Genomic DNA, 18,749 nt, shown 5'->3' with positions numbered 1-18,749 from the left:
CTACCCCGACCGGTATGCCTCAACCGCGATCCCGATGAAGGAGCGGACCAACGGGCTTTCCCGTGCACTCGCCCAGGCGACGATGAGAGGGCTCGGGGGCATGTCGGTCAGTGGGACCAGGACCAGTCCCTCCGGCAGGGCATGGGTGAGCGGTGCGATGCCCACCGTGCCGTTCCACAGCACGGCCTGAACGCACTCGTTCACCGTGCGCACCACCGGCCCCGCGGGGCGTTCGCCCACCGGCCGCGCGCCGTTCCAGTACTCGCGCCAGAGCGGGTCCGTGCCCTCGGGCAGTTGGAACCAGGGACGGTCGGCGAGCTCGGCCAGGCGCAGCGGGCCGCGGCCGGCGAGTGGGTCATCCGCGCGCAGGACCGCGCCAACCTGGTCGGTGCGCAGCACGCGGGTGCTGATACCGGTGGTGTCGAAGGGAAAGCGGGTGAGCGCCACCTCGGCCAGACCGGTGCGCAGGCCGGTGGCAGGGTCGGCGAAGTCCGCCTCGCGGAAGCGGATCGACACCTCCGGGTGGCGGCGGCGGAAGGTCGCGGCCAGTCGGATGCCGATCTCGCCCGCGCTGTCGGCGAGGGTGCCGACGGTGAGGGTGGCGGTCCCGGCGGCGGTCCGCACGCGGGTGCGGGTCTGCTCGGCCTGGGCCAGCAGGGCGGTGGCGTCGGCATAGAGGACCGCGCCCGCGGCGGTGAGCTCGACGCCGGTGGCCGAGCGGTGCAGCAGCACCACGCCCAGGTCGGTCTCCAACTGCTTGAGCGCCCGGCTCAACGGTGGCTGGGTCATGTGCAGCCGGGCCGCGGCTCGGCCGAAGTGCCGTTCCTCGGCGATGGCCACGAAGTAGCGCAGCAGTCGGAGCTCCATCACCAGCGACGATACCCAGCCGGCATCGGGGCTGCGGCATCGGTGTTGGACGGCGGGCACCCGCCGCCCGGAGAGTCGGGGCATGTCTTCCGAAGCTCTCACCGGTGCGCCGATCGTCGAGATCAGCCAGGCTCGGGAACTCGCCCGCGACCTGGTGGTCATCCCAGACCGCGGGGTGCAGCTGGTGCCCAACATCGGTGTCATCGGCGGCGCGCACTCCGTGCTGGTGGTCGAGACCGGGCTGGGGCCGCGCAACGCGGAGAAGGTGCTCGCCTTCGCCACCGAGTACGCCAAAGGGCGGCGGCTGTACCTGACCACGACGCACTTCCACCCCGAGCACGCCTTCGGCGCGCAGGCATTCACCGGCGAGGCGACCTACCTCGCCAACGCCGCCCAGGTCGCGGACCTGGCTGACAAGGGACAGGCCTACCTGGCGATGTTCCGCGGGCTGGGCGCGCCGGTGGCACGGGAGCTGGCCGGGGTTGAGCTGGTCACGCCGGAGGTGGTCTACGAGGAGGCCTACGAGCTCGACCTGGGCGGCCGGGTGGTGCGGCTGCGGGCCACCGGGCGCGCCCACAGCAAGGGCGACCAGGTGGTGACCGTGCCCGACGCGGGGGTGCTGTTCACCGGCGACCTGGTCGAGGCGGGGCAGTTCTCGATCTTTCCGTGGTTTCCGCCGCACGACGTGGACGTCTCGGGGCTGCGGTGGATCGAGGTGCTGCGCCGCTTGATCGCCACTGGGCCGCAGGTGGTGGTGCCCGGCCACGGCGAGGTCTCCGGGCCGGAGGTGCTGGCCGAGGTCCGCGACTACCTGGAGCTGCTGCGGGCGGAGACCTGGGTGCGGCGGGACTCGGCCATGTCCAGGGAGACGCTGGTGGCCGAGGTCAGGGCGGTGATGATCGAGCGGCACCCGGAATGGGTCGGCCGGGACTGGATCGAGAAGGGCATTGACTGTTTCTGCGCGGAACACGCCTGATTTCCCCTAAAGCGAAATTGCCCGAATTCCCGCCTTTCTTACCCGTGTGCGCGCACGATGGGGCCGAAGATCATAAATAACTGACTCGCGGCGGAGAGGCTTGGCCAGACTCGGCGTGTATCAGGTCTGGTCAACGAAAGGCGAATCATCAGATGCGGATGTCACTTCGTATTCTCGCGGCGGCCTCGGCGGTAGCGGCGGTCATGAGTGCGGCATCGGTCGCGCAGGCGGCTCCGGCGGGGCCGCCACCGGAGGATGTGCCGATGCAGGTGCGCAACGTGTTCAGTGAGGGGTGCGCTGACGTCGAGCGGAAGTCCCTTGAGGACGGTGCCCGGGTGCACCAGTGGCGGTGCTACTCCGTCAACGCGCCCTTGATGTATACGACCGTGCCCTCGAACCCGGAATGTCGGCGATCCAGTACACCTGCCGCTATTCCGCAGACCCGAGCCAGCGGTGGACACTGGACGAGGTGACACCCGGTGTATTCCGGCTGATCAACCGCAACAGCGGGAAGTGCCTGGACATCAAGGACCACACCGCCGCGGACGGCAACCACATCCACCAGTGGGACTGCCAGGCCAACGCCCGGAACCAGCAGTGGGTCTTCCGCGCGGTCAGCTGACTCACGCGTGGGGACCGACCGTGACGGTCCCCACCGTCAGTTCCGCGGTGGCTTCCAGCACCGCCGCGACCCGGTCCACCTGCTCGGCCAGCATGCGCCGCCGGCCTGCCGGCCACCGGCCGCAGGGTTCGACGGTGACCGCGATCCGGCGGCCGGAGCGGCGCTGGTGCCACACCCCGGCGACGATGCCGTCGACGAGTACCACCGGGTAGTTCCCGGCCTGGCCGCGGTTGAGGGCCCGGAGGTAGGTCTTGCCGGGGAACACCGACTCCCGGGGGTGGCAGCCCACCTGGTAGGCGTCGAAGTAGGGGAGCAGGCGCAGGCCGGGGGCGTCCTGGGTGGGCTCGAAGTCGTCGTCGGCGGCCAGCCACGCCTCGGTCTCGCCGAGGCGGACCGGGCGGAGCCGGTCGCGGCAGGCGGCGAACAGGCGCTCGGCCCAGGGGCGGGGCGCGGAGAGCCAGCGGGCGAAGTGGGCCGGGGTGGCCGGGCCGTAGGAGAACAGGTAGCGGCGCAGCAGCTCGGCCAGCGCCTGCTCGGTGGTCATCGCGGGCGCGGCGGCCAGGTGGTGGTGCGGGCTGGTGTAGGTGGTCTTGCGGTCGCGGTCGGGGCCGAAGCACAGCGCGCCGCGGAAGGCGGCGGTGTGGATGACCTGGGCCCAGCGTGGCCAGAAGCCGCTGAAGGAGGGCACGACCAGGTCACCGGCCCAGGAACCGGTCTCGGCCACCACGGCTGGGGTGAGCTCGTCCATGGTGAACTCGCCCGTGCGGCACACCCGGTCCAGCGCGGCCACCACGGCGTCGGTCTGGTCGGGGGTGAGCCGGATGGCCGGGGCGTAGCCGACGGTGAGGGGGACCGCGGACAGGGCCGCGGTCCACAGGGGCAGGTCGGCGGCGGTCAGCAGGTGGACCGTGCCGCGCAGGCCGAAGGTCTTGACCAGCTCACCGTGCTGCCAGAGCGCCTCGCGGACCTGAGTTCGGGTGGCGCCGGTGCGCAGGCCGAGGGAGAGCTCGGCCGCGGACATCACCTGGGCGTGCACGCCGCACATCGCCCGCGCCGCCTCGGCGATCCCGGGGGTCGGGGTGGTCAGCGCGTGCCGCTCCATCCGCACCGCGCACACCGTGGCCCAGTCCAGTTCCGTCATGGCCGCAACTCTAGGCACCTAGTAGGACAGGGAGTGTCCTCTTCAGCTGAGAGGATCCCGTCATGACCGACACGCCTGCCCGGTTGCTCACCCTGCTCTCGCTGTTGCAGACCCCGAGGGAATGGTCCGGCACGGTGCTCGCCGAACGGCTGGGGGTCACCACCCGGACCATCCGGCGCGACATCGAACGGCTCCGCGAGCTCGGCTACCCGGTGCAGGCCAGCATGGGCGCCGAGGGCGGGTACCGGCTGGTGGCCGGGACCGCGATGCCGCCGCTGCTGCTCGATGACGAGGAGGCGGTGGCGATCGCGGTCGGGCTGCGCAACGCCGCCGGGCTGGCCGTGCAGGGCATCGAGGAGGCGTCGGTGCGGGCGCTGACCAAGCTGGAGCAGGTGCTGCCCTCGCGGTTGCGGCGGCGGGTCTCGGCGCTGGGCAGTGCCACGGTGCCGATGTTCGACCCCGGCTCAGCCAGGGTGAACCCCGAGCACCTCGCCGTGCTGGCGGCCGCGGTGGCCAACCGGGAACGGGTGCGCTTCGGCTACGAGGCCTTCGACGGCGCCCGGACCCGGCGGCTGGCCGAGCCGAACCGGCTGGTCTCCTCCGGGCGGCGGTGGTACCTGGTGGCCTTCGACCTCGACCGGGACGACTGGCGGATCTTCCGGGTGGACCGGATCGAGGAGCCCCGCGGGATCGGGGTGCGGTCGGCGGAACGCACGCTGCCTGCGGCTGACGCGGCCGAGTTCGTCACCAGCAAGCTGTACTCCTCCGCGCCGACCTACCAGGCGGTGGCCACCATCCACGCCCCGGCCAGCCGGGTGCGGGGGGTGCTGGGGGACCGGCCCGCCGATGTGGAGGCGGTGGACGAGCACACCTGCCGGTTGCGCAGCCACACCGACACCCTGGACTGGCTGGCCTTCCGGCTGGCGATGCTGGGCTGTGAGTTCGAGGTGCACTCGCCGCCGGAGCTGGCGGAGTACCTGCGGGAGCTGGCCGGGAGGGTGGGCAGGGCGGCGGGCGCCCCGGCAGCCGGATGAGCGAGCCGAGGAGACCACGGAAAACCGTGGGACCGTCGGTCAGGCTGCGAGTTCGAATGGTTGATCCGTCGCGGTGAAGCCAGGTGCCAGCGGTCGAAGTCGGTGGTGCGTAACCAGACATGTGCCTGCCGCGGAGGAGGAACGGGTAGCGCTGTACCGGAGCCGCCCGCCGCCGCGCCCGAGCGGTGCTGCGAGCTGCCGTTCCCCCTAGGCGAGCACACCGACTCCGGGGCCGGGGCGACCGGCGGATCGTCGCCGTGATCACCGTGGCGAGTAGCGCCGCGCTGCTCGCCGCTCCCGGTCGGCTGGCCCTGGGGTGGGCGCGGCAGATCGTCGAGGACCGTGGCACGTGCGGCGGGCGCGGGGGAAGTGCCGCCTCACTTGGTGGCGACTTCGACCTGCGCCACCCCGTTGCCGTCCCACTCGGACAGGGTGATTTGGAACTCGCTGAATGGGGCGAAGGCGCCGACCTCGTCCAGGTTGAGGGTGGCCCGCGTGCCGTTGGGATAGGACAGGGAGAAGTCGACCCCGCCCTTGCCGATCTTCGTCACCTTGAAGACGGGTCGGCCCGCACCCACGTTGATGGTCATGTTCCGCTTGATCCGGAGCACACAATCGCCGTCCGTACAGGCACGCGGGTCGTTCGTCGGCACCTCGACCGGTGGCAGGGGCGGTGGTGGAGGCGGTGGTGGTGGGGTCCATTCGGACGTCGGTGGCGAGCTCGTGGTGGGCGAGACCGGCACTGTCGTGGTGGGGCTGCTCGACGTGGGCGCCGACGTCGCGGCTGGGGCTTCCGCCCCGCAGCCACTGGCCAGCGCTACGACCAGCAGCGCGGTCAGCCCGTTGTTTCCGCTTGCACGTGCCACCGCGCCAGTGTGCGGCGGTTCGCGGCGGCCGTGCTCCGGGTGGCAGCAAGCGGTCGCCTGGGGCATCGGCCGGGGGTGATGTCGCGGACGCTGGTGGTGCGGCCGTCGTCGTCACCAGGCCGAGGTGATGGCCGAGCGCAGCCAGGTCTTTCACCGGTCTTCGAGGACACTGACCCGTGAAACTTGCCTTGCTAAGTTAGCATGCTAAGTTCGTGAGGTGTCGCAGAACCTGAGTTTCACCTTGCACGTGCTCACCGCCCGGCTGGACCGGGCGGCCGACCGCCTGCTGCGGGCCGAGCACAACGTGTCCTACCGCCGTTTCCTCGCCTTGACACTGGTCAAGGAACTCGGGAGCCCGACCCAGCGCGCCCTCGCCGACACCCTCGGGGTGACCGAGCCGTCGGTGAGCCGGATGACCGCCGTGCTCGCCGCCGACGGCCTGCTCGACGTCCAGCCGGATCCGGCAGGCGGGCGGCGCAAGCTGCTGAGCCTCACCGAGAAAGGCCACCGGCTGGTGACCTCGGTCCAGCGGGACTTCGAGAACCGGGTCGCCAAGCTCGTGGCCCACAGCGGCGTGCCGTACGGGAAGTACGCCGAGCAGACCGAGCGGCTGCTGGCCACGCTGGACCACCTGTGGACCGAGAAGGGGACCCGATGAAGGCCGAGACCAGCACGGTCAGCTCGGCTGACGGCACCACGATCAGCTACCAGACGCTGGGCACGGGCCCCGGTCTCATCGTGCTCGGCGGCGCCCTGCGCACCGCGGCGGACTACACGCCGCTGGCCTCCGCCCTGGCCCGCTCCTGCACCGTGCACCTGGTGGAACGGCGCGGACGCGGTGCCAGCGGCCCACTGGGGCCTCAGTACAGCCTGGCCTCGGAGGTGGCGGATCTGCGCGCGGTCCAGGCGGCGACCGGCGCGAGGCTGGCCTTCGGGCACAGCTACGGCGGGCTGGTCGTCCTGGAAACCGCGCGCACCACCGAGGTCTTCGACCGCGTCGCGACCTACGAGCCAGGAGTGCCGGTGGCCGCCGTGCCCACCGAGTGGATGGCCCCGTACCGGCAGCGGCTCGCGGCAGCGGATTCCTACGGCGCGTTCGTCCACTTCCTCCGGGGCTCCGGCGGCGCGCCACCCTTCGTGGCCAAGCTGCCGCACTGGTACCTGCGCTTGGCCTTGCGCGTGGGGTTCCGTGGCGCGAGCTGGCAGCGGATGCGGCCGCTGCTGGCGGCCAACCTGGCCGAGCACGAGCAGGTGGCCGCCCAGCACGGCAAGCTGTCCGGGTTCGCCGCGGTCGCCGCCGAGGTGCTGCTGCTGCGCGGGAGCCGTTCTCCCCGTGCGACCAGGGCGGAGTTCGACACCCTCCGCGAGACGCTGCCGCACGCCGTGCTGGAGACCTTGCCCGGGCTCAGCCACTTCGGCCCGGAGGGCAAGTCGGCCCCGCTGGTGGCCGAACGGATGCTGGCGTTCTTCTCCTGACCTGAGCCTGTCCCGGTCACAGGCCGAGCTTGGTGACCGCGTTGTCCTCCAACGGGTTCGCGGTGCGGATGTAGCGGTGCACGGTGCGCGGGTTGGACCAGCGGCCCTGGCGCATGATCTCGCGGTCGCTGGCGCCACCCAGGGCGGCCTGGGTGGCGAAGCCGGCGCGCAGGGAGTGGCCGGAGAACAGGGCGGGGTCCAGGCCGGCGCGGGCGGCGTAGCGCTTGACCAGCTCGGCCACGGCGCGGCCGGAGACCGGGGTGGCGCCCAGGTGGCCGTGTTTGCTGACCGAGGGGAACAGCGGGCGGGCGGTGCCGTCGGCCAGCGGGGTGCCCCGGTAGCCGTGGCAGGTGTGCACGGTGGTGGGCTCGGACCGTGGGGCCAGCCACTGCCGCAAAGCCGCGGAACCGGTGGTGGCGTTGACTTCCAGCAGGGCGACCCAGTTGGCGAAGGCGCACACCGGGCAGGTGTGCGGGCGCTGGCCGCGGGGCAGGGCGACGCGTTGTTCGTGGATGCCGGTGGGGTCGGTCTTGGTGCTGGCCAGCTGGATGAGCAGCAGGGGTTCGCCGGTGGACAGGTCGGTGTCCACGGTGACGTCGTCCAGGGTCAGCGCGGCCAGCTCGCTGCGGCGCAGGGCGCCCGCGAAGCCGACCAGGAGCAGCAGCTGGTCGCGGCGGCGGGCCGGTTCGGTGGGCCAGCCCGGTTCGGGCAGGCCGGTGAGCAGTTCTTCCAGGGTGTGCAGCAGGACAGGGCGTTTGCGGGTCGGCTGGGTGCGGCGGGTGCGGCGGATACCGCGCAGGGTCAGCCGGACCACGTCGGTGCGGGTCGGGCTGGGCAGGCCGTTGGCGGCGTGCACCGCGGCGATCGCGGCGGACTTGCGGTCCAGGGTGGCCGGGCTGAACGCCGGGCGGCCATCCGGTCTACGCGCATCCGCGGCCGCGGCCAGGTAGACCGCGAGGTCCAGCGGGTCGGCGGGCAGGGCCTGGCGGCCTTCGGCGGCGCACCAGGCGGCGAAGGCCAGCCAGTCCGAGCGGTAGGCGCGCAGCGTGTTGGGGGACTGGCTGGCCTCCAGGTAGCGGGCCAGCGACTCCGACTGCTCGGTCTCGAACCTCGCCCGCACCGCCAGCAGCTGCTGGGTGTCCACCAGCACGCTGCGCGGCCCCTGCTCCAGGCGGGCGCGCACGAGCTGGGGCAGTCGGTCCGCGGTCTCCGGCACGGGGTTAGCCTGCCACAGCGGCATGTCATGATCGACTCTCTAGACCGGTGACACGGAAGGAAAACGCGGTGGCCGAGCTGTCCGGGGTGGCGTCGACGGAATCGGGCATGCTGGCGATCTTCTCCCCGGAGGAGTTCGCCGGCGTCCGCGACCAGGCGAGCTGGGCGGCCGAGCTGGGCAGCGCGGACAAGATCCGCGAGCGGATCGTCTCCGGCGGCCTGGTGCCGGTCAATATCGGTGGCGACGGGGCCTGGCAGGTGGTGCTGCGCGCCGACGGCACCGGCCTGACCGAGCGCGAGGACCGCTACCTGATGCTCAGCTCCGAGCCGTATCTGCTGGTGTGCCACGGGATCGCGCACATCGGCGGCATCGAGGAGGTGTGCGCCGAACCCGAGGACACCGGCCTGCCGGTGCGGCCGGGCCGCTACTCGGTGGTGGTGCACCTCATCGAGTGGGAGGCCGAGCCGGGCAGCCGCGACGCCGACGGCCGGCCCGCCGCCGACGCGCTGCCGGACTTCGTGGTGCTGCTGGAATGGGACGCGCCCCTGGTCTCCGACCTGGCCCCCTCGGGGCCGTTCGCGCCGGTGTACCGGCAGGAGCTGATGACCTTCGGCGCGGCTCAGGCCAGCGCGAGGTAGACCGCGGTGGCGATCGGGGCCAGCGGCAGCGCGGGCAGCAGGTTGGCCACCGCGACTTCGCGCAGTTCCAGCATGCGCAGGCTGATCGCCAGGATCAGCACCCCGCCCACCGCGGTCAGCGAGCCGATCACCGCGGGCACCATCACCGTGCTCAGCACCGAGGCCAGCGCGGTCAGACCGCCTTGGTAGAGCAGCACCGCCGCCGCGGACAGGCCAACGCCCCAGCCCAGGTTGGCGGCGAAGGCCAGCGCGATGAACCCGTCCAGGATCGCCTTGATCGACAGGATGCCCGGGTCGCCCTGCACGCCGTCGGCGAAGGCGCCCAGCACCGCCATCGGGCCCACGCAGAACAGCAGGGTGGCGGTGACAAAACCGGTGGCGAAGCGGTGGTCCTCGGCCTCACCGCGGGTGAACTTGCGTTGCAGGAACAGGCCGAAGCGGTCCAGCCGGGCCTCGATGTCGATCACCGAGCCGAGGCCGCCGCCGAGCACCAGCGCGGCCAGGACGAGGATGGTGGCCGCGCCACCGGCCGCGGTGGCGAACTCGCCGCTGAAGGTCTGCATCGCCTGGTGGACACCGAGCGCCAGCAGGAACAGCGCCAGCGAGGAGACCATCAGCTCCCGCCAGCGCTTGGGCAGGCGGTCGCCGAGCACCGCGCCCACCCCGGTGCCCACCAGGATCGCCACCACGTTGATGCCCGTGCCCAGACCAGTCACCGGATCAGCCTAGGCGGGCAGGAGCGCGCGGATCGCGTGCTCCTGCCCACAAACTCCCTGGCTACCGCGCGAGGTAGCGGCCGGTGCGGCTGGCCGGGTTGGCGGCGATCTGCTCCGGGTTGCCGGTGGCCACCACCTGGCCGCCGCCGTCCCCGCCCGCCGGACCCAGGTCGATCACCCAGTCCGCGCCGCGCACCACCTCCGCGTTGTGCGAGACCGTGATCACCGTGTGCCCCTTGGCCACCAGCCGGTGCAGCACCCCCATCAGCCGGGCCACGTCGCTGGCGTGCAGCCCGGTGGTCGGCTCATCCAGCACGTACAGCGTGTGCTTGCCGGGCCTGCGCTGGAGCTCGGCGGCCAGCTTCACCCGCTGGGCCTCCCCGCCGGAGAGGGTGTTGGCCGCCTGCCCCAGCCGCAGGTAGCCCAGCCCCACCTCGCACAGGGTGCGCAGCGGGCCCGCGATGGCCGGGGCGGCGGTGAAGAACTCCGCGGCCGCCTCGATCGGCAGGTCCAGCACCTCGGCGATGGTGCGGCCCCGGTAGGTCACCTTGAGGGTGTCGGCGTCGTAGCGGGTGCCGTGGCAGGTGTCGCACTCCAGGAACACATCGGGCAGGAAGTACATCTCCACGCGCACCGTGCCGTCCCCGGCGCAGGTCTCGCAGCGGCCGCCGGGGGAGTTGAAGGAGAACCGGCCGGGGGTGAACCCGAGCTCCTTCGCCGTGGGGGTCTGGGCGAACAGTTTGCGGATGGCGTCCAGGATCCCGGTGTAGGTCGCCGGGGTGGAGCGGCCGGAGCGGCCGATCGGGGCCTGGTCCACCCGGATCACCCGGTCCAGGTGGCTCAGCCCGTCGACGCGTTCGTGCGCGCCCGGCGGTGGCGCTTCCGCGCCCAGCGCCCTGGCCACCGCCCGGTACAGGATGGTGTCCACCAGGGTGGACTTGCCAGCCCCGGACACCCCGCTGACCACCACAAAACACCCCAGCGGGAAGGCGACGTCGATCCCGGCCAGGTTGTTCTCCCGCGCGCCCCGCACCACCAGCTCCCGCCCCGGGGCCGGGGTGCGCCGCCGCGCCGGGACGTGACCGGTGCGGCGGCCGCTGAGATAGGCCCCGGTCAGCGACTCCGGATCGGCGAGCAGCTCCGGGGCGGTGCCGGTGAAGACGAGCTGCCCGCCGTGCTCGCCCGCCGCGGGGCCAAGCTCGACCACCCAGTCCGCGGCCCGGATCAGGTGCTCGTCGTGCTCCACCACGATCAGCGTGTTTCCCCGGTCCCGCAACGACTTCAGCGTGCCGATCAGCTCGTGCACGTCCTGCGGGTGCAGTCCGGCGGTGGGCTCGTCGAGCACGTAGAGCAGCCCGAAGAGCTGGGTGCCGAGCTGGGTGGCCAGCCGGATCCGCTGGGCCTCCCCGCCGGAGAGGGTGCGCGCCGGGCGGTCCAGGCTGAGGTAGCCCAGGCCGACCTCGGTGAGGTGGCGCAGCCGGTCGGTGATCTCGGCCAGCGCCTGGGCCAGCACCCGCCGCTGCCGCTCCGGCAGCTCCAGCGTGCTGAAGAACCGCAGGCATTCGGTCACCGGCAGCGCGTTGACCTCGGCGATGCTGCGGCCGTCCAGGCGCACCCCCAGCTGGGCCGGTCGCAGCCGCGCGCCGCCGCAACCGGCGCACAGCCGCTGCTCGGTGCTCTCCGGATCGGCCGCGGCGCCCAGGCCGAGGCAGTCCGGGCACTGGCCGAAGGGCAGGTTGAAGGAGAAGGACCGGTTGTACATCTCCGGCACTTCGGTGTCATGCCCGTCCAGGCAGACCAGGATTCCGTTGTCGGGCAACAGTTCCTCGGCGCACACCGTGCAGTGCGGCACCCCTGCGGTGGCCCACACCACGCGCATCAGGTCGAACACCTCGGTCACCGTGCCCACCGTGGAGCGCGGGCTGCGGGTGGCCGAGGAGCGCTGGTCCACCGCCACCGCCGAGCACAGCCCCGCCAGCAGGTCCACCGCCGGCTTGTCCATCTCGTTCATGAACTGGCGGGCGAAGGTGGACAGCGACTGCACCTGCCGCCGCTGCGCCTCGGCGTAGAGGGTGTCGAAGGCCAGCGAGGACTTGCCGGAGCCGGAGACCCCGGTGAAGACGATCAGCTTGCGGTGCGGGAGGTCGAGGTTGACGCCGCGCAGGTTGTGCACGCGCGCGCCACGCACGATGAGCCGGTCGGGGAGCAGGGTGTCGGTCGAGTCGAGGACGTCGACTGAGGTCACCATCGTCCTTTCTGGACTTGTCGGAAACGGGCTCAGGCGGAGAGCTTGCGGATGGCGCGCAGTGCGAAGGCGGTGGCGCCCGCGCAGCCGAGCACGGTGATGGCCAGCGCGATCAGGATCGACGGGTGGCTGAAGTTCCCGGCGAACAGGGCGCGCTCGGCGTTGACCACGTGGGTCAGCGGGTTGATCCGGGACAGCCAGTACAGCCAGCCCGGGGCGGCGTCCATCGGCAGCAGCATGCCCGCGGTGAGCATCAGCGGCAGGATCGCGGTCTGCACCGCGGTGTAGAACAGGTACGCCTGCTTGAGCACCAGCCCGAGCCCGAGCGAGCCCACGCCGACCCCGGCGGCCAGCACCAGCAGCATGATCAGGCCGAGGATGGTGCCCAGCGGGTCGACGTCCAGGCCGAAGGGCAGCACCAGCACGATGAGCACCAGCGCCTGCAGCAGCAGCGTGGTCAGCTGGCGGCCGACCTGCCCGACCAGCAGCGCCACCCGGTTCAGTGGCGAGGCCAGCAGCCGTTCCAGCGAGCCCATGTCCCGCTCGTACATGATGTCCGCCCCGGCGAAGGCGGTGCCGAACAGCGTGGTGAAGACCAGCATGCCCGGGATGAACCAGGCCCACGGTGTGCCCCCGCCGCTGGAGACCCCGGGCAGGGTGAAGGTCGAGAGCAGCGGGCCGAACAGCGCCACGTAGAGCAGCGGCTGGATGAGCCCGGTGATGATCGCCATCGGGTTGCGCAGCGTCGGCCGCATCTCCCTGGCGTAGACCACACCGGTCGCGGTGATCAGGTTCATGCCGACTCCTCACGCAGGCTGCGGCCGGTCAGGGACAGGAAGACGTCGTCGAGGCTGGGCCGGGCCACGCTCAGCCCGCGCAGCCGGATGTCCGCCGCGTCCAGCGCGCGGACCAGGATCGCCAAGGCTTCGTCGCCCTGCTCGACCCGCAGGGTCAGCCTGCTGCCCTCGGCGGCCACCTCGTGCGCCCCCGGCAGCGCCGCGCCCACCGGCACCGCGCGGGCGGCCGACTCCGGCTCGCCGAACTCGACGGTGACCAGGTCGCCGGAGACCTTGGCCTTGAGCTGGTCCGGCGTGCCCTCGGCGATGATCCGGCCGTGGTCGATGACGATCACCCGCTCGGCGGCGGTGTCGGCCTCGTCCAGGTAGTGGGTGGTCAGGAAGATCGTGGTGCCGTACTGCTCGCGCAGCCCGGTGATGTGGTTCCACAGGTTGGCCCGGCTGTGCGGGTCAAGACCAGTCGAGGGTTCGTCCAGGAACAGCAGGTCGGGCCGGTGGATCAGCCCGAGCGCCACGTCGAGGCGGCGCTTCTGCCCGCCGGAGAGCGTGGCCACGTACCGCTTGGCCTGCTCGGTCAGCTCCAGCTGCTCGAGCAGCTGGTTGGCCCGCACCCCGGCCTCGGCCCGGTTGAGGCCGTAGATCCGGCCCTGGGCGACCAGCTCGTCGCGTACCTGCTGGCCCTCGCTGGCGCCGTGCTTCTGCCCGATGTAGCCGATCCGGCGGCGCACCCCGTCCGGGTTGGCGCGCACGTCGAACCCGGCCACCTTCGCCTCGCCGGAGGTGGCGGGCAGCAGCGTGGTCAGCATGCGCAGTGTGGTGCTCTTGCCTGCCCCGTTCGGGCCGAGGAAGGCGACGATCTCGCCTTCTTGGACATCCAGGTCAACGCCCTGGACGGCCTTGACCACCTCCCCTTTTGCTTTGAAGTGACGGACCAGATCCCTGGTGTGGATCATCCCCAGCTCCCTACTCAAACTTGAGTCGCCGGGCGAGAGTAGGGCAAATCAGACCCAACGTACAAGTTTGAGTGGCGAAAAAGTTCAGCCGCAGCTGATGTCGGGCTTCGGCCGCGGCCGCGGGCTGCCGTCACTGTGGAAGCCGGCCCCGCCGGGCTGGCCGAACACGTGCGGGGCCTCCCCGGCGAAGGTGTGCGCGCCGGCCTCGATCCGTTCCACCAGGTCCTGGGTCCAGGCCACGCTGGCATCGGCGGAGGAGCGCCAGACCCCGAACAGCTCGCTCATGTGCGCGGGCTCGGTCAGCTCCCCGGCCCGCCCGGCCACCTGCGCCCGGTTGACCTCCAGCGCGGCCAGCCGCTCCTTGAGCAGCGCGATCACCTCATCGCGGGGCAGCGTCGGCATCAGCACCAGCGCCGCGGCCAGCAGGTCGGGCTTGTGCTCCTCCGGCTCGCGCAGGGTGGCGCGCAGCAGCCGGAAGAACTCCGCCTCACCGGCCGGGGTGAGCGTGTAGTCCACCCGGCCGATGTTGCCCACCGGCGAGGAGGAGGTCATCAGCCCCTCCTTGGTCAGCTGCTTCAGGCCGTGGTAGATCGAGCCCCACTTGATGTTGGCCCACTCGTGCGCCCACCAGGACTCCAGCTCGGCGCGCACCAGATAGCCGTGTGCGGACCCGCACCAGCGCACCACGCCCAGCACCAGCAGCCTCGTCGCCGACATACTCTCCCTGCTTCGCCGTGCCACCCCCGGTGACCAGGTTATCCCTGCTCGATCGAAGCTCGGCGGAGGTCCGCCACCAGCAGGCACAGCGCCGCCCCGGCCAGCTCCAGCCCGGCGCTGCACAGGAACGCCGCCGGCACCCCGAGCGCGCCAACGGCCAGCCCGAACAGTCCGGTCGCCAGCGGCGCCACGCCCAGGCTGCACAGGGTGTGCACGCTGCTCACCCGGCCGCGGAAGGCATCGGGGGTGCGGGCCTGGATCAGCGTGCGCACCCCGACCCCGCAGGGCGTGCCGCCGAGTCCGATCAGCACCGCGGCGACCACGGCCGCCGGCAGCGTGGGGGCCAGCGCCATGACCACCATGGCCGCGGTCTCGACGAGCGCGGCCACCGCGACGACCAGGCCGAGCCGCCGCCGCAGCGGCACCCGCAGCAGCACCAGCGCACCCAGGGCCGCGCCGCCGCCGAACCCGGCCACCAGCAGCCCGACCCCGACCGAGCCCCAGCCGCGGTGCTCGGAGAGGATCGCCACGCCCAGGTTCATCGGCCCGACAAAGCCCAGGTTGATCACCAGCGCGGCCAGGATCACCGTGCGCAGCACCCGTTCCCGCCGCAGGAAGGCGAACCCGGAGCGCACCGAGGCCAGCACCGGCTCGGTGTTGGGCTCGACCTCCCGGCGTGGCTTGGCCGAGGCCACCGCGGCCATCGACACCCCGAAGGTCAGCGCGTTGACCACACAGGCCAGCGGCAGCCCGCCCACCGCGACCAGCAGCCCGCCCAGCGGCGCGCCCAGCAGCAGCGCCGCCCGGCCCACCACCTCGTGCAGCGCCGCGCCGGAGGACAGCTGGGCCGGTTCCAGCAGCCGGGGTTGCAGCGAACCGGCCGCGGGCAGGAACACCGCGTCGGCGATGCCGAAGGCCAGCGCGACCAGCACCAGCCACAGCAGGCTGGGGGAGAGGAAGGCCAGGGTGGCCGCCACCAGCATGACCAGCGCGCGGGCCAGGTCGCTGCCGATCATCAGCCGCCGCGCGTCGAACCGGTCGGCCAGCGCGCCGCCGAAGAGCATCAGCGCCAGCCTGGGCACCGCGGCCACCATCATCACCAGCCCGGCCACCCCGGGGGAGGCCAGCTGCACCGCCGACCAGGACAGCGCGATGTGCCAGACCTGGTCGCCCAGCAGCGAGGTGCCGTGCCCGGCCAGGTAGCGCAGGTAGGCCGGCTCCCGGTAGGCCGGGCGCAGCGCGGTCGCGGTGCTCACGGGCGCTCCGGGAAGCCGTGCAGGAACAGGAAGACGTGCTCGCGGCCGTCCTCGGCCGCCGGTCCGGCAGGCAGGTCCTTGCGCGGCTCCCGCCACCGGTTGATCACCGCGTGCAGCTCGTCCTCCAGCTCCCGCAGTTCGGTGTCGGTCAGGCGCAGGAAGTTGTTGGAGATGAAGGCCGAGGTGTTCCACTGCCCGCCCCAGGCCGAGCGGTTCTGCTGGAAGTCCCGGACCCGCTCGAACTGGTTGGTCACCATCTGGGCGACCGCGGCGCTGGCCACCGCCTTGGCCTCCGGGGTGGTGAAGTCGGTCCAGGCCCAGGACTGGTGCTCCTCGGCGGCCCGGTACCAGCGCTCCCGGCGGTCCCTGGCCAGCTCGGGCGCGGTCTCGATGTAGCCGGCCTTGGCCAGCTCGCGCAGGTGGTAGCTGACCAGCCCCGGATCGGTGTCAACCTGCTTGGCCAGCGTGCTCACCGTGGCCGGACCGGCCTGGGCGAGCAGGTGGTAGAGGCGCTGGCGCAGCGGCTGGGCCAGGCCCTTGAGCACCTCGGGATCGGTGATGCGACGGTTCCCCATGTTTCGGAAGATATCTTCCAGAAGAAATCTTCCGCAAGCGGGCTCGGCAATACCTGCCAGAACGTGTCAGCTTCCGCTGGCACGGTGACCGCCATGAGCAAGCCACTGCACGGCAAGATCGCCCTGGTCACCGGAGCCACCCGCAATGCCGGTCGGGGCATCGCCATCGAGCTCGGCGCCGCCGGTGCCACCGTCTACCTCTCCGGCCGCAGCGGCGGCGGCCACACCTCCCCGGAGAACCGCCCGGAAACCCTGGAACAGACCGCGGCCATGGTCGAGGCCGAGGGCGGCACCGCGGTGGTGGTGCCCACCGACCACCTGGACTCCGCGCAGGTGCGCGCCCTGATCGAGCGCATCGGGGCCGAGCAGGGCCGGCTGGACGTGCTGGTCAATGCGATCTTCGGCGGGAACTCGCTGCTGGAGTGGGACAAGCCGGTCTGGGAGCACGACCTCGACGGTGGCCTGCGGATGCTGCGGCTGGCCATCGACACCCACCTGGTCACCGCCCACCACGCGCTGCCGCTGCTCACCCGGCACCCCGGCGGCCTGGTCATCGAGATCACCGACGGCACCAACGCCTACAACGCGGACAACTACCGGGTGAACACCTACTTCGACCTGACCAAGGCCGCCTGCAACCGCCTCGCCTTCACCCTGGGCCACGAGCTGCGCCCGCACGGCGGCACCGCGCTCGCCCTCACCCCCGGCTGGCTGCGTTCGGAGATCATGCTGGACGCCTACGGGGTCACCGAGGAGAACTGGCGGGACGCCCTGGACAAGACCCCGCACTTCGCGATCTCGGAAACCACCCGCTACGCCGGTCGCGCGGTCGCCGCGCTGGCCGCCGATCCGCAGGTGGCGCGGCACAACCAGCAGTCCCTGGACGCGGGCAGCCTGGCCAAGGAGTACGGGTTCACCGACCTGGACGGCTCGCAGCCGGATGCCTGGCGGTACCTGGTGGAGGTGCAGGACCCGGGCAAGCCCGCCGACACCACGGGCTACCGCTGACTGCACAGCAACAGCATCCGGGAGCCGCAGGTAGAGACACGGGCCGGCCTCCTGGCGCGGCCCTGGGGGTGGTGCGTCAGTCCGAGGCGCCGCTGCGCCGGGCGTAGGCGCGGGCGGCGCGGACGCGGTCGCCGCAGCGTGTGGAGCACCAGTGGCGCCGGCCGTGGGTGCGCAGGAGGAACCGGTCGCAGGGGGCTGCTCCGCAGGCGGCGAGGATGTCGGCGTCGGGACCGGTGAGCAGGTCGGCGGCGTCGGCGGCGAGGGTCGCCAGTGCGTGGTTGACGGCCTGGTCGGTGGGGTGCGCCTGGATGCGGCGCAGCCCCCGGGCCCCGTCCCAGGCGAGGAGGGGGGCGGTGGGCACGGCCGCGAGGGCCTCGTTCACCGCGCGCAGGGACTCCTCGGGCGGCGTGGTGGTGTCGACGCGGGCGGCGAACAGGGCGCGGATGTGTGCGCGCAGCGTGCGCATCCGCTGCGCGCACACCTCGTACAGCTGCACGTCCGGGGTGGTCAGGTCGTGGGCAACGAGCCAGCGCATGGCGGATTCCGGGGCGGCGAGCAGGTCGTAGCTCTGGCTGGCGGGCAGGGTGGCGGCGGTGTCGGCGAAGTCCAGGGAGCGGTACCGGTCGGCACCCGGTGCCGGGGGCAGAGCGGTCGATGCCACGTCGGCGGCCAGGGTGTCATCCACGCCTCTCATGGTAGCGCTTGCATTTTTCCGTGATACCCGCCTAGCCTGGAATCACGTTAAACGCAGGTTTTTTTCGTGAGAAACGGAGACGTGATGTCCCAGCTCAACGGCAACCAGTTCCCGGTCCGCACGTTCGGCGGTCCGACCGCCCTGTTCGAGTACGGCGGCCTGCGCTTCCTGACCGACCCGACCTTCGACGGCCCCGGCGACTACGCGACGCCCGGTGGCCCGACCCTGACCAAGACCGCCCCCGCCACCACCACACCCGCCGACCTCGGCCCCATCGACGTGGTCCTGCTCTCCCACGACGAGCACGCCGACAACCTCGACACCTCCGGCCGCGCCCTGCTCGCCGAGGTCCCCCTCACCCTCACCACCCCCGGCGGCGGCAAGCGCCTCGGGGCGAAAGCCAAGGGCCTGGCCGACTGGGAGTCGACCGAGCTGGAGCGCCCGGGCGGCGGCACCATCACTGTGACCGGGGTCCCTGCCATCCACGGCCCCGGCGCGCGTGCGGAGATCGAGCCCTTCACCGGCCAGGTCGTCGGCTTCGTCCTGACGGGCGAGGGCCTGCCGACGGTCTACGTCAGCGGCGACAACGCCTCGCTCGACGCGGTCAGGGAGATCGCCGACCGCTTCGCCCCGATCGACACCGCCCTCCTGTTCGCCGGAGCACCCCGCTTCCCCATGCTCTTCGACGGCCGACCGGTCGTCCTGGACAGCGCCCAGGCCGCCGAGGCCGCCCGGATTCTTGACACCCGCCGCGTCGTCCCGGTCCACCACGACAGCTGGGCCCACTTCACCGAGGGCCGCGACGAGCTGGAGGCAGCCTTCGCCGCCGCGGGCCTGACCGACCGCCTGGACCAGGACTGGGCGCAGCGCCTGAGCCCGGACCGCAGCCCGAGCAGCGTGCACAGCTCCCAGTAGTGGCGGTAGGCGGTGGCGCCGTCGAGGTAGCCGCGCC

Annotated in this window: 20 protein-coding genes; 8 read left to right on the top strand and 12 right to left on the bottom strand. The window is 72.2% G+C overall.

Going from position 1 to position 18,749, the window contains the following annotated elements:
- Positions 1-867 carry a LysR family transcriptional regulator gene (locus ACWDY5_RS15405; RefSeq protein WP_449722847.1) on the bottom strand — a complete coding sequence of 289 codons (867 nt, stop codon included), beginning with the start codon at positions 865-867 and terminating at the stop codon, positions 1-3.
- An 82-nt stretch (positions 868-949) separates the two neighbouring features.
- On the opposite strand from ACWDY5_RS15405, the gene ACWDY5_RS15400 reads away from it, so the two are divergent.
- Both ACWDY5_RS15400 and ACWDY5_RS15395 read left to right on the top strand, forming a co-directional pair.
- A complete protein-coding gene (locus ACWDY5_RS15400) occupies positions 950-1,843 on the top strand; it encodes an MBL fold metallo-hydrolase (RefSeq protein ID WP_449722846.1) in 894 nt (297 codons plus the stop codon).
- 343 nt (positions 1,844-2,186) lie between these two features.
- The gene (locus tag ACWDY5_RS15395; protein ID WP_449722845.1) at positions 2,187-2,465 is read left to right on the top strand and encodes an RICIN domain-containing protein; all 279 of its coding nucleotides are present in this window, start codon (positions 2,187-2,189) and stop codon (positions 2,463-2,465) included.
- A 1-nt stretch (position 2,466) separates the two neighbouring features.
- On the opposite strand, the gene ACWDY5_RS15390 is transcribed toward ACWDY5_RS15395, so the two are convergent.
- Positions 2,467-3,606, bottom strand: coding sequence for a winged helix DNA-binding domain-containing protein (locus tag ACWDY5_RS15390; protein ID WP_449722844.1), 1,140 nt, complete (start codon positions 3,604-3,606; stop codon positions 2,467-2,469).
- Between the two features lie 62 nt (positions 3,607-3,668).
- Here ACWDY5_RS15390 and ACWDY5_RS15385 point away from each other — a divergent pair, with 62 nt between their 5' ends.
- Positions 3,669-4,640, top strand: a complete 972-nt coding sequence (locus ACWDY5_RS15385) for a helix-turn-helix transcriptional regulator (RefSeq protein WP_449722843.1) — start codon at positions 3,669-3,671, stop codon at positions 4,638-4,640.
- Between the two features lie 377 nt (positions 4,641-5,017).
- Here the strand turns inward: ACWDY5_RS15385 and ACWDY5_RS15380 are convergent, their stop codons facing one another.
- Positions 5,018-5,230 carry a hypothetical protein gene (locus tag ACWDY5_RS15380; protein WP_449722842.1) on the bottom strand — a complete coding sequence of 71 codons (213 nt, stop codon included), beginning with the start codon at positions 5,228-5,230 and terminating at the stop codon, positions 5,018-5,020.
- 493 nt (positions 5,231-5,723) lie between these two features.
- On the opposite strand from ACWDY5_RS15380, the gene ACWDY5_RS15375 reads away from it, so the two are divergent.
- Both ACWDY5_RS15375 and ACWDY5_RS15370 read left to right on the top strand, forming a co-directional pair.
- Positions 5,724-6,164 (top strand): MarR family winged helix-turn-helix transcriptional regulator, encoded by a 441-nt coding sequence (locus ACWDY5_RS15375; protein WP_449722841.1) that lies wholly within the window; start codon positions 5,724-5,726, stop codon positions 6,162-6,164.
- Positions 6,161-6,982 (top strand): alpha/beta fold hydrolase, encoded by an 822-nt coding sequence (locus ACWDY5_RS15370; RefSeq protein ID WP_449722840.1) that lies wholly within the window; start codon positions 6,161-6,163, stop codon positions 6,980-6,982. The genes ACWDY5_RS15375 and ACWDY5_RS15370 overlap by 4 nt, the downstream gene beginning before the upstream one ends.
- Before the next feature lie 16 nt (positions 6,983-6,998).
- On the opposite strand, the gene ACWDY5_RS15365 is transcribed toward ACWDY5_RS15370, so the two are convergent.
- Entirely contained in the window at positions 6,999-8,198 is a 1,200-nt protein-coding gene (locus tag ACWDY5_RS15365; RefSeq protein ID WP_449722839.1) for a site-specific integrase, read from the bottom strand.
- 47 nt (positions 8,199-8,245) lie between these two features.
- Here ACWDY5_RS15365 and ACWDY5_RS15360 point away from each other — a divergent pair, with 47 nt between their 5' ends.
- Entirely contained in the window at positions 8,246-8,836 is a 591-nt protein-coding gene (locus ACWDY5_RS15360) for a hypothetical protein (protein ID WP_449722838.1), read from the top strand.
- On the opposite strand, the gene ACWDY5_RS15355 is transcribed toward ACWDY5_RS15360, so the two are convergent.
- The 7 genes from ACWDY5_RS15355 to ACWDY5_RS15325 all read right to left on the bottom strand — a co-directional run bounded on the left by ACWDY5_RS15355 (position 8,818) and on the right by ACWDY5_RS15325 (position 16,095).
- Complete coding sequence (locus tag ACWDY5_RS15355) at positions 8,818-9,552, bottom strand: DUF554 domain-containing protein (protein ID WP_449722837.1); 735 nt, start codon at positions 9,550-9,552, stop codon at positions 8,818-8,820. The two genes, ACWDY5_RS15360 and ACWDY5_RS15355, sit on opposite strands and share 19 nt — an antisense overlap.
- 61 nt (positions 9,553-9,613) lie before the next feature.
- The gene (gene uvrA / locus ACWDY5_RS15350) at positions 9,614-11,797 is read right to left on the bottom strand and encodes an excinuclease ABC subunit UvrA (RefSeq protein ID WP_449722836.1); all 2,184 of its coding nucleotides are present in this window, start codon (positions 11,795-11,797) and stop codon (positions 9,614-9,616) included.
- 32 nt (positions 11,798-11,829) lie between these two features.
- A complete protein-coding gene (locus ACWDY5_RS15345; RefSeq protein WP_449722835.1) occupies positions 11,830-12,594 on the bottom strand; it encodes an ABC transporter permease in 765 nt (254 codons plus the stop codon).
- A complete protein-coding gene (locus ACWDY5_RS15340; RefSeq protein WP_449722834.1) occupies positions 12,591-13,547 on the bottom strand; it encodes an ATP-binding cassette domain-containing protein in 957 nt (318 codons plus the stop codon). The genes ACWDY5_RS15345 and ACWDY5_RS15340 overlap by 4 nt, the downstream gene beginning before the upstream one ends.
- A gap of 84 nt (positions 13,548-13,631) precedes the next feature.
- On the bottom strand, positions 13,632-14,264 hold the full coding sequence (locus ACWDY5_RS15335) for a PadR family transcriptional regulator (RefSeq protein ID WP_449722833.1): 633 nt from the start codon (positions 14,262-14,264) through the stop codon (positions 13,632-13,634).
- Positions 14,265-14,302: 38 nt separating this feature from the next.
- Entirely contained in the window at positions 14,303-15,520 is a 1,218-nt protein-coding gene (locus ACWDY5_RS15330) for an MFS transporter (RefSeq protein ID WP_449722832.1), read from the bottom strand.
- Positions 15,517-16,095 carry an ArsR/SmtB family transcription factor gene (locus tag ACWDY5_RS15325; protein WP_449722831.1) on the bottom strand — a complete coding sequence of 193 codons (579 nt, stop codon included), beginning with the start codon at positions 16,093-16,095 and terminating at the stop codon, positions 15,517-15,519. The genes ACWDY5_RS15330 and ACWDY5_RS15325 overlap by 4 nt, the downstream gene beginning before the upstream one ends.
- Positions 16,096-16,188: 93 nt before the next feature.
- On the opposite strand from ACWDY5_RS15325, the gene ACWDY5_RS15320 reads away from it, so the two are divergent.
- A complete protein-coding gene (locus ACWDY5_RS15320) occupies positions 16,189-17,103 on the top strand; it encodes an SDR family oxidoreductase (RefSeq protein ID WP_449722830.1) in 915 nt (304 codons plus the stop codon).
- Between the two features lie 76 nt (positions 17,104-17,179).
- Here ACWDY5_RS15320 and ACWDY5_RS15315 read toward each other — a convergent pair whose 3' ends face one another.
- The gene (locus ACWDY5_RS15315; protein ID WP_449722829.1) at positions 17,180-17,797 is read right to left on the bottom strand and encodes an ABATE domain-containing protein; all 618 of its coding nucleotides are present in this window, start codon (positions 17,795-17,797) and stop codon (positions 17,180-17,182) included.
- A gap of 84 nt (positions 17,798-17,881) precedes the next feature.
- Between ACWDY5_RS15315 and ACWDY5_RS15310 the strand changes: the two genes are divergently transcribed.
- Positions 17,882-18,712, top strand: coding sequence for an MBL fold metallo-hydrolase (locus ACWDY5_RS15310; RefSeq protein ID WP_449722904.1), 831 nt, complete (start codon positions 17,882-17,884; stop codon positions 18,710-18,712).
- Positions 18,713-18,749: the final 37 nt, after the last annotated feature.

Source organism: Crossiella sp. NPDC003009, from assembly GCF_053591555.1.
This window is presented reverse-complemented; position numbering and strand designations above follow the sequence as displayed.